The organism is Candidatus Leptovillus gracilis (assembly GCA_016716065.1).
GTDB classification, from domain to species: domain Bacteria; phylum Chloroflexota; class Anaerolineae; order Promineifilales; family Promineifilaceae; genus Leptovillus; species Leptovillus gracilis.
The window spans coordinates 100,418-115,395 of the sequence record JADJXA010000016.1 but is presented as its reverse complement, the minus strand read 5'-3'; the positions used below and the strand labels follow the sequence as shown (position 1 = coordinate 115,395).

Here is a 14,978-nt window from a genome sequence, read left to right as displayed (position 1 = left end):
CAATTGGTGGATTGGCACATATGCCACCACGCTCACTTGCGTGGGCGCCATTGCCACCGGCGGCACATTGTCCGGGATATTTTGCGGCTCAGGCATCGGCGGCGCAGCCACCGGCGCGGCGGCTGACCCCTTCGCCTGGGGGCAAAAAGCGGCCGAAGCCTACCTGACCAGCGTGGTGCAATACGACCCGCCCTTGGGCAGTGTGTGGATGGCGCTCAACACCTTCACGCCGGCCGCGCAAAACGTAACCACCGCCACCCTGCCGATCAACGCCACCCTGCCCACCGGCAACCTCAACGCCACGCTCACCACGGAGTTCGCCGTCGTCAGTGGCACACTCAACACCAGCTACACCTCCCCCGGCGCGGCTTATTATTATGAAAGCCTCACCCTGGCTAACGGCACTTTGCAAGATGAAAATGGCACTGTCATCGGCAGTGGCGCGATCACGGCCGTTCCCGGCGCACTCTCGGCGACCAATGCCAACGTCACCCTGTCCGGCGATGGACAGATGGGCTTCTACGGGGCCGCCCTGCCCAACCTGGGCAATGGCGCCCACTTTGCCGACGCGCAGGCCAATTTAGCCAGCAGCAATCTGGCCTTAACGCTGCGCAACACGGCCGTTACCCTCAACGACATCACCTACAATGGCGATTTCACCATCCAGGCCCAATCGGCCGCCACGCTGTCTGGCAGCGGCCCCCTCGCCGCCGCCAACCATGCCAGCAGCACAGCCGTCAGCGGCAGCAATCTTTCCCTGTTGCTTGGCCCGGCCACCGGCAGCGCCACGCTGGGCGGCCAACCGCTCAATACCGCTGCCGGGTTGGGCGTGACCGGCTACAGCGGCAATGTGAACATCAGCGATAATGGCAGCGCCACGCAGCAGGTGACGCTAAACGGCACGGCCGTCCTCTTCACCCTTTCCACGAACCCTGCCGCCAACACAACCACGCCGGATACGGCCGTTACCTTCACCCCCGCCATCGCCAGCAACTTCAACAACAGCTTCGCCGTCGCCGTCACCGCCCCCGCTGGCTGGACGGCCGCAATGAATGGCAGCCAGGCGACCATCACCCCCGCGCCCGGCGCACCTGTGGGTGAGTATGCCGTCTCTGTTACCGCCTGCCCGGCCAGTGCGCCCTCCGTCTGCCAAACGGCCGACCACACCATCACCATTCAGCCCTTCGACGGCTTCTCGCTAACCGTGCAGCCCGATCCCCTGACCACCATCCCCATGGGCAGCGTGTTGGCCGACGACCTGCGCCCCGGCAATACCAACAGCGGTCAGGCGCAAATTCCCGGCGCGGCCTACACCATCCTCCTCACCAACACCGCCAACGCCCCTCACACCTGCAACTTCACCGTCAGCGGCCTGCCCGTTGGCTGGACGCTGCTCGCCAACCGGACGCCGGGTGAAACCAGCAGCAGCCTGACCTTGCCACCCGGCGAAACCGGCTACCTCGGCCTCTACGTGAACCCGCCAGGCGGCCAACTGCCCGCCCCCGGAACCAGCCACACCATTCAGGTCACGGCCGTTTCCGACACCACTGCCCAACAAAGCGCCACCATCCCCTTCACCATGCCCGCCGTGTCTTTCAACTACGTCGCCGTGCAGCCACCCCTCCTCTACCTCACCAGCACGGCCGTTGCCGACATCTCCCTCAACCTGACCAACGTGGGCAACGCCGCCGGGGATTTCCCCCTCAGCGCCCGCAGCAACTTTGCCGCCCTGGATGTCGTTTCGCCCCTCAACAACGTGACGGCGCTTGCTCCCGGCGCGACGGCCAACCAAACCGTCACTGTCGGCACAACCAACGCCCCCATTGGCTCCATCTATCCCCTCTTCCTGGACAGCCCCGCGCCCGGCGGCGTTTATACGCAGACGGCCACGCTCATTGTGCAAGTCACCAGCCAGCGCACGGGGCAAATTCTGCAAGCGGGAAGCTGCACAGCGGGACATGCCGGTTATTCCGCCAGCGTGCAAAGTTTGGGTTTGGCCGTGCAAGAGCTGGAAGCGTGGTGCGAATTGGGCGACTGCCCCCTGCCGCTGCGCGACAATGTGGTGGCGGCGGCGCAAGCCGTGGCGCACAATGGCTCGCGTATCCTTTACACCACCGCCGCCGCCAGCGTCTCTGCCGCCGCCGCGAATCTAGCCAACCAGAGCGACAACGCCGCCATTTTGCTGGCGCTGGATGAGCTGGCGACGGCCGTTACCAGCCTGGGCGATCAGGTGTGCGAGGTCGAAGAGCATCGGCCGCGCCTGCGCTGGAATCCGTACAGCGACGCCATCCTCTCTGGCGACAGCGCCAGCTATGATCTCGAATTGACCAATCTGGGCACGGTGGCAACCACCTACGCCCTGACGCTTTCGCTGCCCACAGGGGAAACCACGCAAAACATCACGCTCCCCGCCGGGCAAACGACCACCCTGCCCGTATCGGTCGCCACACCGCCTGATGGCTACCACCTGCTCAACGCCGTGGCCGTGCCCACCGGCCCCGACGTGGATTTGTTCATCAATCCCGGCTCGCAGGCGCGGCTGAATGTGGTAGACCGCTTTGTGCAGGTAACGGCCGTTACCGCCGACCCGCCCTTTGTGGATGTGGGGGTTAGCTCCACCACCCTCAGCGTGGAAATTGCCAACATTGCCAATGTAGCGCGGAATGTGGTAGCCGATACGGCCGTAATCGCCCCCGACGGCAGCCCACAAACCAGCCTCAATCCCACCCTCAACCTGCTGTCCGGCAATCCCCGCACCTACGAACTGGGCACGTTAGACACCTCCGGCTGGGCGGAAGGCGTCTACACCATCACCGTCAACCTGCGGGACGAAAGCAGCGTCCTGGTGCCCGATGGTTCCGGCTACGGCTATCTGGGCGTGGGGCAAAGCCTGACGGCGCAGATGAGCAGCACGCCGCAAATTGTACCGCCGGGCACAGTGACGGTGACGACCCTTATCACCACAACGATCAATAGTGGACAGTTAACCGTGAACAGCGGCCAGTTTGCCGGGCGCACGATTTATGACGCGCCTTATTGGAATGTGGATCGAGAAGAATGGTCAATTGCTAATGGTCAATCGTCAATGGTCAATGCCAGCGAGGCCACGGCCGTTGGCCCTGTGTGGCAGCCCGAATTGACACCCTCAGACGCTCCGCTACCCCCAACGACTGAGGAGATTATCCGGCCGTTAACCTACACCCCGGTCGAAGAGTTACCAGTGGACAACGATCCCTTGGCAACTGACAATGCCGAATCGGGAGACGCCGAACCATTCACCAGTGACCAGGCCCTATTCACCATTAACGATTCCTATTTCCGCATCGAACAAGATGACCCGGCCATCAGCTTCACCGGTTCCTGGAGCAGCTTTAACCAAACCAGGGCCAGCGGCGGCAGCTATTGGCGCAACGGGGTGGTGGGCAGCACGGCCGTTTACACCTTCGACGGCGACTGGCTCAACCTCGGCTTCATGGGCAGCAACTTTGGCGGCTATGTGGAAGTTGCCATCAACGGCAGCAGCCAGGGCACGTTCGACCTGTACCGCAATGAAGACAACACCCCCATCAGCTTTGTCTTCCCCAACCTGGGCGCGGGGCCGCACACCGTCACCCTGACGGTAACTGGCAGCAGCAATCCCCTCTCCGTGGGCACGCGGGTGCAGCTCGATTACATTGATTATTGGGACAGCGTGCCGTTGGGCGATGGCACGTTTGAAGAAACGGCCGTGCGCGTGCTGCGCAGCGACGGCTGGACCGATGTGGCTTACGCCACCGCCAGCGGCGGCAGCTACATGCGCGCCACTGCCGCCACCGTCTGGCTTCCCTTCGACGGCGACAGCTTCACCTACCACGCCCTCGCCTACAGCAGCGGCGGCAGGGCACAGCTTTTTGTGGATGGCGCTTACCTGACCACGGTAGACCTCACCCATCCCAACAACGCCAACAATGCCATCACCCGCATCTTCAGCTATGAAGGGTTCGGGGCCGGCGGCCACATCCTGCAAATCAACAGCTATCGCAACACAACCACCTTCGACGCCTTACAAACGCCCGGCGTCCCTCCCTTCGCGGACCCCAATCCCGCGCCTGGCAGCATCAACCGCTACGAAGAAGATCACCCGGCCATTCTGTACAACGGTGTACCCTACCCCCAAACCGCCCAAAGCTGGAGCCGCTTCAGCGTTACCGGAGCCAGCGACAACCAATACATCCGCTCCGCCACCGCCAACGACACCATCACCTTTGATTTCAGTGGAAGTTGGCTCAACCTCGGCTTCTTTGCCGATCGGTTTGGCGGTTACGCGGAACTCTTTATTGACGGCCAAAGCCAGGGAGTCATAGACCTGTACCGGCTGGAGGATACGGCCGTTTCCCACTTCTTCAGCAATCTCACCAACGCCAGCCACACCGTCAGCGTCACCGTTCTGGGCAGTCGCAACCCGTTCTCCAGCGGCAGCCGCGTCCAGCTAGATTTCATCGAATTCGGCGATGGGACGGGGCTGGATGACGGGACATTTGAGCAGGATCACGGCCGTTTCTTTTACACTGACGGTTGGGTAACCGAAAATAACGCCAACGCCAGCGGCGGCAGCCTCATCCGCCACAACAATGGCAGCGCCTGGTTCCACTTCGCCGGGGACAGCTTCACCTACCACGCGCTCGCTTACAACCAGGGCAACTGGACGCAGCTATTCGTAGACGGGGAATATCTGGACACCGTCAACCTCTTTCACCCCAACGCCTTAACCAGCGCCGTTACCCGTACCTTTAGCTACGATGGCTTTGGCCCCGGCCCCCACAGCCTGCAACTCATCAGCTATCGCGGCCAAACCACCCTCGATGCCCTCACCACGCCGGGCATTGGCCCCTTCATTGACCCCAACCCGCCGATCAGCGGCGTCACCCGTTACGAGGAAGACCATCCCGCCCTCCGTTACAACGACGCTCCCTACCCCCAAACAGCGCAAAGCTGGTCGCGGATCAGCAGCATCTTCAGCAACCGCGCCAGCGACGGCCAATACATCTACTCTGCCACCGCCGGAGACACCATCAGCTTCGATTTTGTGGGCAGTTGGGTCGGCGTTGGCTTTGCCACCGATCGGTTAAGCGGTCAGGCGGAAATCGCTATTGATGGCAATCTTGTTGCCGAAATAGACCTGTACAGCCGCGAGGACGACACGAGCAGCTATTACTTTGATCAGTTAGGCGCGGGAGCGCATACCATCACCATCACCGTCTTGGGTACACGCCATCCCAATGCCACCGGCAGCCGTATCCATCTGGACTTTTTCGACGTGTGGGATGGTCAGCCCTTGCCCGACGGCGCTTTTGAGGAGACGGATGCCCGGCTGTTCTACAGCGCCGCTTGGGGACAAACGATGGATGCCGCCGCCAGCGGTGGCACTTTTGCCAACGCCGGCAGCAACAACGCCACCGCCTGGATCCCCTTCACTGGCGACTCCATCACCTTCCATGGCTGGTCACGCAGTAGCTACCACACCATCAGGCTGAGCGTGGACGGGGAAGCGCTGGGACTGTTTGATATGTACAGCCTCCTGCCTGGCCCCCGCGCCTTCTCCTTCGATGGCTTTGGCGACGGCCCTCACGTCTTGGAGGTGCGCAGCTATCGCAGCAGCGTGACCCTGGACGCTTTTACCACCCCCGCCACCGGCGTACCTTATACACCGCCTACCGTCAGCGGCATCATCCGCCTGGAAGAAGACCATCCCGACCTGCGCTACAACGGCTACCCGTACCACACCATGCCCCAGAGTTGGGGAACGCAAAGCAGCATCAATCGGGGCAGTGGTACGTACAATGCCAACACCTCCACAGTCGGTCATACATTCTCTCTTGACTTTGCCGGGACATGGGTTGGCGTCGGTTTCAGCACGGGAGGCGTGGTAGAAATCTTCATTGATGGCGTTTCGCGCGGCATGTTTGATACCTCGGTCGGTGAGGGGGATATTACCAGCATCTACTACGATGACCTGATTAGTGGCGCACATACGATTTCGGTCACGGCCGTTTCCGGCAGCCTCCGCCCCGACTTCATAGATATCTGGGACGGCCAAACAACCGGCGACGGCTGGACCAACGCCAACCTGGAAGAGAGCAACGGCCGTTTTTACTTCAGCAACAGAGATTGGTGGAGCCGGGCGGAAAATCAATACGCCCACGAGGGAGATTACCTGTCCATGGGGCTGCCCAACGCCAACCCCAACATGTGGTTTACCTTTGTCGGCAGCGACCTGACCCTGCTCGGTTTTAATCGCACTGGGGCCACGCTGCATGTGGCCATTGACGGCCAACCGATGGGCATACTCGATATGACCGCCGAATATTCCGACCAGCCGGCCACATTCCACTTCCCCAATTTGGGCGATGGGCCACACACCGTGCAAATCCATACCCGCAACTTTGGCCGCGTAGACGCCTTCCAGGTCAACCCCGACGGCTTCTACAGCTACACGCCGCAAGTCACCTGGCACGACGACTCGGCCACCGAACTGCTGCCCCCCTATTCATTAACCGGTTTCGTCAGCACCATCGGCATTGGCGACCTGAACGGCGATGGGGTGGTCGAGTTGGTTGCGCCGTCGCTCAACGGCCGTCTCTATGTCTACCGTGGCGACGGGCAAGACACCGGCGATGGCACACCCATCCTCTGGACATCTGATCTGGTAGGCCAGGCCGCCGAACCAGCCCTGGGCGATCTGGACGGCGACGGCAATGCCGAAATCATCATCAGCGGCGACAACGGTCTCTTCGCCTTCCGCCATGATGGCGTCGTTCTCTGGCAAGAGCCGGCCATCCAGGCCCACACCGGTGATAGTGGCGGTAGTTTTGGCTGGGGTGGCCCGACCCTGGGCAACCTGGACAACGACGCCGACCCGGAAATCGTCATCGCCGCTTCGGAGGATGCGCTCTATGTCCTCGACCACCTGGGCAACATTCTGGACAGCGACCCTATCGGCCGTTGGCCCAGCGTACCTGTGCTGGCCGACATCACTGGCGATGGCACGCTGGAAATCATCTCTGCCCAGGGTCATACCCTCAACCTGTATGACTACGATGTGTTGAACGGCCTGGAAATCGCCTGGAGCTACACCCTGACCCAAACCACCCTCCGCAGCGGCGTCTTCGGCTCGCCGGCCGTCGCCGACCTGACGGGCGATGGGCAGCCGGAAATCATCATCAACTGGGGTCATCGCGTGGAGGCGCTCAACGCGGATGGCTCCCTGCTCTGGTCGTACTACACCGGCAGCGACAGCCACTTCCGTCCCAGCCCTATCACCATCGCCGATGTCACCGGCGATGGGCAGCCGAATATCGTCACCGCCTCCGCCATTAACGCCGGTTTCCTTGTCTTCGACCATATGCTGATGGTGCTGACCAAAGACGGCTCGCTGGTTTGGCAGCAAACCGTAGCCGATGCCAGCGCCTCCGCCTCTGGCGTAGCTGCGCAAGATTTGACCGGTAATGGCGTTTGGGAAATTCTGTGGAACGGGCTGGGCGATGGCTTTTTGGTGATTCGTGGCTCCGATGGCAAGCGGCTGTTCAACGAACCGTTCACCCGCTCCGGCACGATTATGGATTACCCCTCAATGGGCGATGTAGATGGCGACGGTGTGGCCGACGTGGTTGTGGCGGGGCGGCAAGGCATTTTTGTTATCAGCCATGTGGGCCATTGGGTGGATTCGCGCCCGGTGTGGAACCAGCACAATTACCACGTCACCAACATCAATGATGACTGGAGCATTCCGTTCACCCAGCCGAACAGTTGGCAATTGCACAACACCTACCGCACGCAAACGCCGGAGCGCAATCCGGCGCCCGCCTACAGCATCAACGTTCACTACACCGCCGGGATTGACCAGATCACAGTCCTCACACCGACCATTTCACTGACGCCAACGGCCGTTACCCCACCCACCTACACCTTCAGCTACCGCCAGGAATGGTATCAGCCGATTGTCACAATCACCCTGGATTCGCAGGTGGCCGACCTACAGCCGGGCGAGGTGCGCCAGGTGGCGCAGGGGGCATGGGTGACCTATACCCTGCCCGGCGGCCAAAACAGCCTGACCCTGCCGCCCCTCTTTGTAACAGGCGCGGTGATTGCTGAAATGACGCCGGGCGCACAAACGGCCGTGCCCGGCCAAACCATCAGCTACACCATTACCCTCTATAATCCGGCGGCGACCCCCGACAATTACAGCCTCGATGCCGCTGGCCTGCCTGCCGATTGGGGCGTATCGCTGCCGTCCAACGTGACCGTGCCCGCCAATGGGCAAACAATGGCCGTCCTCATCTTAACCGTGCCTGATGGCGCCGAACTGCGGGAGCATCCCTTTGTGTTGTCAGTGAGCAATGGCAGCGGCGGCGCGGTGCAGTTGGGCGGTTCTGCCTGGGTGCAGGAGGGTGTTCTGGTGGCGATAACGGCCGTAGACGGCAATCTCGCCCCCGTCGGCCAACTAATCAGCCATACCCTGACCATCACCAATCTGGAAGACGGGCCACGCACCTACGACCTGAGCATGGCGGGCATACCGCTGCTGGTTTTGCCGCCTGATGTGGCGGTTCCGGCCAACAGCAGCCTGGACGTGCCCTTCACAGCCACGCCCAGCGACACGGGTGCGCAGCCCTTCACCGTGAACGCCATCGCCCAGGAGAGCGGAGCTGTGGGCAGCGCGACGGCCGTTATCGAGGGCGCAGGCATGGAAGGGGTGGTGGTGACGCTGACGCCGCCGCTGGTGGCAGCGGGACCGGGCGGTACGGCCGTCTTCACCGTCACTGTGCAAAATCTGGGTGGCAGCGCCCACACCTTTGACCTGAACAGTGTGTTACCCGGGGGCTGGAACGGCCGTTTTGAAGCCAACGGCCAGCCGGTAGATGAGCTGTTTGTCGCTACGGGCATTTACAACGTGGCGGAACTGACGCTGTTGGTAACGCCTGCGGAAACGGCCGTACTCGGCAGCTACCCCATCAGCGTCACGGCGACGGCGCAGACGGATACGGCCGTCAGTGGCACAGCGGCGGGGCAGGTTGACCTCAACGGTTGGGGGGTGATGGTGGAAATCCTCGACCAACATGTGACCATTGACCCGGACGAGAGCTTTAGCTGGGACGTGCGCCTGACCAACACCGGCCAGAATAGCGATACCTTTGCTCTGACGGCGGCGGGCCTGCCGGTGGGCGCAGGTGGCGCGTTTAGCAGCGATACGGTCACGCTGGCGGCGGGTGCGTCGGTGGTGGTGCAGTACACCGCCGGGCCGTTTATGGGGGCGCTGCCCCAAGCCTATGCGTTGGATGTGCTGGCGCGTTCGGTGAGCGAAACGGCCGTTGTGGGCACAGATGGCACCACCTTCACCCTGGCGGCGCAGGAAGGTTTGGCGGCCGCGTGGCTGCCCGCCAGCCAGACCATCAGCAACACCTTTGTGGCCAGCTACACACTGGTGCTGACGAACACGGGCAATACGGCCGTGCCGGTGACGCTAAACCTGAGCGGGGCCGGGCTGACCTTTGCCGTCGCACTGGGCAACTTCCTCTTGCCGCCGGGCATGGCGGCGATGATTCCGGTGACGGTGCAGGCGAATGGGACTGGCGACTTTGTGCTGACGGGAACGGCCGTGGGCAGTGCGGCGCAGGTGAGTGAAACGGCGCTGCTGCGGGTTGAAGTTGAAACCACTACCGAACCGCCGCCGCCGACAGAGTGGATTATTTATCTGCCGGTTCTCCAGCGGCAGCCATAAGCAAATGTGGGCGGCGTGCCAGAACCCACGCCGCCCACACCCCAATACGGCATTGATTTAATAGGGCCTATGTGCCCCTCCTGTATACGCACAGCCAAGAAAACCCTCGTCAGTTGACGCTTCCTCTTCAAGCACAATACCTGGCACTGGAGTCAACCAGATGGTTGATCTCTTTTCGTCATCTGGCTAACGCCAGAATCAACCCCTTGTCTTCGCACAATCTACTGTCTGGTGGATCACAACTCTAGCCCGCTCTGTTATGCTGTAAATCATATTGACAAAGCGGTTTATTGGCATGGTTCATTCCAGGCGATATGTGCTTTACAAATTTGGCAAGAAAGCGCGTCATGCTGAGAGCCTGTGCTGAGCGAAGCCGAAGCATCCCCCGAAGCATCCCCCTCCTCTGGCGGGAGCGGGATGCTTCGCTCCGAAGACTCCGCTCAGCATGACAATGCCGTGTAAATTTGTAAAGATGATATTTTGCTCGATGAACCATGCCGGTTTATTCAGAATTTAGAGGTGTACCCATGACAAATGTGATAGATGTGCAGCATATACGGAAGGCGTATGGGGCGGTAACGGCCGTTGACGACATCTCCTTCACCGTGCAGCCGGGCGAAATTTTTGGCATCGTTGGCCCAAATGGGGCCGGTAAAACCACGATGGTGGAATCGGTCATTGGCCTGCGTCGGCCGGACAGCGGCGAGATTCGGGTGTTAGGTCTGAACCCACAGACACAGGGCCGCGAATTAAAGCAGCGCATCGGCATTCAGTTGCAGCAGGCGGCGCTGCCCAATCGCATCAAGGTCTGGGAAGCGCTGGCCTTGTTTGCCACGTTTTACGGCCGTTCCGTGCCCTGGGAGCCGCTGCTGGAAACATGGGGTCTGGCCGAAAAACGCAACGCCCAATTTGGCAAACTCTCCGGCGGCCAGCAGCAGCGGCTTTTCATCGCCCTGGCGCTGCTCAACGACCCGGAAATGGTTTTTCTGGACGAGCTGACGACTGGGCTGGACCCGCAAGCGCGCCGGGCGACCTGGGACGCCGTGCGCGCCATCCGGCAACAGGGCAAAACAGTGATTCTGGTGACGCATTTTATGGAAGAGGCCGAGGAATTGGCCGACCATTTGCTCATCATTGATGGCGGTAAGGTGGTGGCGCATGACACGCCGCAGGCGCTCATTCAGAATTTGCAGGCGGGCAGCCGGGTATGTTTTACCAGCCAGAATGGCTTTGATGCGACGGTGTTACGGCCGTTGCCCGGCGTCAGTCAGGTAGAACAGCAGGGCCGACAAATCACCGTATACGGCCGTGGCCCACTGCTCAGCCACGTCGTCGCCGCCCTGAACAGCCACAACGAGACCCCCCTGGACCTGCGCGTTGAGCAGGCTAACCTGGAAGATGTATTCCTGGTGCTCACCGGCCGTAAAATCAGGGATTGACAAACCTGAAGTTAGAGCGAGAGCTAGAGCTAGAGCTAGCAGGCTGTCGGAAAAATATCTTCTGAAGGCCCGATGATAGACAAATAACGATTTCAAAGCATCAAGACAAGCAGTTTGCAACTCATATTGGCCTCATTACCATGAATTTTGCACGGTTTTACAGCCCGTTTTCGGGCATCAGGCAGGGGGCAATAACAGCTCCGTCAAGCAAGCTGCAAGGTATGCAATCGTTTCAAGTTGTAAGCCAGACAAACCAATGTCCATTCGCCACCGGCAGCAACCAGGCCTCGCAGAGAAAACTGACGGAAACCCAAGGTTTCCTTGATGATACCGATAACCGGTTCAACCGTCGATTTGCGCAAACGGTAGGTGGCTTTGCCGAGGGTGGTCTGGTAGTTTGTAAGCCATTTGCTCTTTGACGGAAGCATCATTGGGTGGCGGGTTGGATTGTCCAGGAAAGGCACGCCAACCCTGATGGTGTGGGCTGCGACCGGTGGCGATGTAGGGTCAATGCCGCGCGCTTCCAAGCTGGCGATGTTGTTTTTCGCTGAAATAGCCGGTGTCCAAATTGACCTTTTTCGGCTGACCCACGACTGGTGGTACGGTGTCGAGAGTTGGCAGGGCGGCCTGTTTATCGTTGGTATGGTCACACAACCAATTGCCCACTACCAGACGACTGTCATGGTCAACCACTACCTGGACGTTATAATGTTGGTCAAAGCCGCTGTTGGTGGCGTTTTTCATGATGCGCGATTCGGGGTCGGTGAAGTTGTACTGGTCTTTATCTCTGGGTCCTGGAGTGGGTGGCTGCGGTGGTTTGCCCGGCGGCTTTTTTCCCTGTGGGTCGGTCTTTTTCGGCCTGGGCTTGCATCTTGGCCTCGTATTCGGCTTGCTCGGCTTCATACCGGGCCTGGGCGTTCCTCCAGCACCTTCTTGGCTTCGGCCAGCCGCGCCAATTGCTGCTGGCGTCGGGCAATCTCATCGGGAATGTTCATCTCTTCGGGCAGTTGTCCTCCATCGGCAACTTCAGCCAAAGTGAACAACTCCTCGACTTCGGCTTGCAGATAGGCTTCGATAGCCAACAGCCGCTGGTAACTGACCGCTTTTGCTCTTGGACGCATCGGCATGGATTTTGCTGCCATCCAGACTGACGTTACCCAATTGCAAATAGCCCATCGCCTGGGCAATCAACAGTATCTGGACAAACAACTCTTTCAGTTCAGCCAGAAATTGTTGGCGGAAAGCCGCAATCGTGTCATGGTCGGGGTGCATGTCACCGGTAATGAAACGAAAGGGAATCACCTCATGGGTGGCGCGTTCAATCTTGCGCGAACTGAATACGCCGCTGGCATAGCTGTAGAACAGCAATCCCAACATCACTTCCGGGGCGTATGGTGGCGCACCCTGCTCGCTATACTTTCTATACATGATCCCAAATCAAGCTGGGCGACGACAGCGACAATGAAGCGAGCCAAATGGTCGGGTGGCAGGACATCGCGCAAGGTGATTTGCAGGTCCAGGGTCTTTTCGTAATCAGCAGTTCTGAATTTTCTTGCCATACCCAAAGTTTACACCGAAATCATTTTTGTTCGGAGAAACGTATCTTCTCCGACAAGCTGCTAGAGGAAGAAGCCATTCTAGACTCTCGCTCTCGCTCTAGCTCTCGCTCTTTTCGTAGGAGATTTCTCATGAAAACCTTTTGGCAAATGACCTGGACTGAATTGAAATTACAACTCCGTGAACCCATTGGCGCATTTTTTACCCTGGCTTTCCCCCTGATGCTGCTGTTCATCTTTGGCAGCATCTATGGCAACGAACCGTCGGAAATTCTGGGCGGCTTTGGTTCTATTGATCTTCTGTGCCTGGCTACATCGGCATGATTATCGGCACGATTGGGATGCTCAGCCTGCCCATCGCCCTCGCCACCTACCGCGAACAAGGGGTGCTGCGCCGTTTGCAGGCCACCCCTCTGCCGTCCAGTACCATTCTCTGGTCGCAGGTAGCCGTCAACCTCGTGATGACGGCCTTCGGCGCGCTGCTGCTGGTGACGGCTGGCTTCCTGGTCTACGATTTGCGGCCGCCAGAAGCATCGCTGGGGCTGATAGCGGCCGCACTGCTCGGCGGTCTCAGTTTTCTGGCCGTTGGCTTTGTGCTGGCGGGCGTACTGCCCACACCTCGCGCCGCGCAGGCGGTGGGAATGGCTTTGTTTTACCCCATGCTTTTTCTTTCCGGGGCGGCCATGCCGCGCCAGATCATGCCGGAATCGGTGCAGAAATTCTCGGAATTTCTCCCGTTGACTCATGTGGTGAAGCTGTTGGAAGAATTGTGGCTCAAGGGCACGTGGAATCTGACGTCGCTGGCAGTGGTGATTGGGCTGCTAGTCGTCGGCATCATCGTGTCGCGGCAAACTTTCCGTTGGGAGTAGATGCTGCTAAACTGGCAGGGAATAGTGAGATCACTGAAAAACTAACCGCGGAGGGCATGGAGGACGCGGAGAGCAAGAATCTCCCGAGAAAAACTCCGCGCTCTCTGCGCTCTCCGCGGCTAAAAAGCTTTTTTCGATGAAACAGGAATCATCCCCGATAGCACAACGTGACATTTGGGAACGGACATGTTGGTTGTGGACGGCCGTTTACCACATCAATCTGCTCCTGGTCGTCAGCCTGGGGCTGACCGACCCGGATAACGCCGCCGCCCAGAGCCGCATCCTCCTGTTGGGACTGGGTTTAGGGCTGTGGCAGGCGGTTTTGTTTTACGGCATGGTCCATTGGCGCTTGCGGGAACGGCCGTTCATCACGACCCCCATCGTAGCGCTCGGCGTTCTTTTGTGGTTCTTGCTGGTGCGCATTGATCCCGTCTTCTACTTCCTGCTCGCCGGGCTGGTCCCGTTTGTCTACATCTTTTTGCCCATTGGCCCGGCCTTGCTGATGACTCTGTTCATCAACAGCCTGGCCGCCTATGATAACTTTGTCAGCAGCGGCCGACCGCCAGACTGGTGGGGCGTCGGGCTGCTGTATTGGGTTGGGTATACGGCCGGCGCCATGTTGATGGGCGTCTGGATTTACGCCATCATTCGCCAAAGCGCACAGCGGCGTATCTTGATTGAACAGCTGCAGCGCACCCAGACGGAATTGGCAGCCGCCGAGCGGCGCGAGGGCATGTTGCAAGAACGCGAACGGCTGGCCCGCGAAATCCACGATACCCTGGCTCAGGGATTTACCAGCATTGTGCTGCACCTGGAAGCTGCCGAACAAGCGTCGGAAGTGGACCCGGAGCAGGCGCATTACCACCTGAACAAGGCGCGGGAAACGGCCCGCGCCAGCCTGACACAGGCGCGTCAGGTAGTGCAGGATTTACGCCCGGATTTGCTGGCGCAGCAATCTCTGCCGGCGGCGATTGAGCGGCTGGTGGCGCGTTGGCAGGAAGAGACGGGGGTGAAGGCAGCGGCCGTTATCACCGGCGACAGCCTGACCTTGCATCCCGATCTCGACATCACCCTGCTTCGGGCGGCGCAAGAAGCGCTGGCCAACGTGCGCAAGCACGCCCAGGCCCACCAGGTGCAGGTGACGCTTTCCTACATGGGCGACGTGGTCACGCTGGACGTGGCCGATGACGGCGTCGGCCTCACCGGTTCCGCGCCCACCGACCTCTCCGGCGGTTTTGGTTTAACGGCGATGCGCGAACGAGTGGCGCAGTTGGGCGGCACGGTGGAAGTAGAAAGCGAACGCGGCGCCGGCACAACGGTGGCGGTGGCGATTCCGGTGAACAACCAGGGTTAGAGA

General features: G+C 60.2%; 5 protein-coding genes and 1 pseudogene. 5 read left to right on the top strand and 1 reads right to left on the bottom strand.

Annotated elements, in window-relative coordinates:
* Together IPM39_24865 and IPM39_24860 are read left to right on the top strand one after the other, a co-directional pair.
* Positions 1-9,757, top strand: a 9,757-nt coding sequence (locus tag IPM39_24865; GenBank protein MBK8989256.1) for a VCBS repeat-containing protein, incomplete at its 5' end; no start/stop codon positions are given.
* 527 nt (positions 9,758-10,284) lie between these two features.
* Positions 10,285-11,196, top strand: a complete 912-nt coding sequence (locus IPM39_24860; GenBank protein ID MBK8989255.1) for an ABC transporter ATP-binding protein — start codon at positions 10,285-10,287, stop codon at positions 11,194-11,196.
* Positions 11,197-11,399: 203 nt separating this feature from the next.
* Here IPM39_24860 and IPM39_24855 read toward each other — a convergent pair.
* Positions 11,400-12,755: pseudogene (locus tag IPM39_24855) on the bottom strand (transposase).
* 129 nt (positions 12,756-12,884) lie between these two features.
* On the opposite strand from IPM39_24855, the gene IPM39_24850 reads away from it, so the two are divergent.
* The 3 genes from IPM39_24850 (at position 12,885) to IPM39_24840 (ending at position 14,975) form a co-directional block, all read left to right on the top strand.
* Positions 12,885-13,076: a hypothetical protein gene (locus tag IPM39_24850; protein ID MBK8989254.1), complete on the top strand. Its 192-nt coding sequence runs from the start codon at positions 12,885-12,887 to the stop codon at positions 13,074-13,076.
* Positions 13,055-13,621 (top strand): ABC transporter permease, encoded by a 567-nt coding sequence (locus IPM39_24845; GenBank protein MBK8989253.1) that lies wholly within the window; start codon positions 13,055-13,057, stop codon positions 13,619-13,621. The genes IPM39_24850 and IPM39_24845 overlap by 22 nt, the downstream gene beginning before the upstream one ends.
* Positions 13,622-13,757: 136 nt before the next feature.
* Positions 13,758-14,975: a sensor histidine kinase gene (locus IPM39_24840; GenBank protein ID MBK8989252.1), complete on the top strand. Its 1,218-nt coding sequence runs from the start codon at positions 13,758-13,760 to the stop codon at positions 14,973-14,975.
* Positions 14,976-14,978 lie beyond the last annotated feature (3 nt).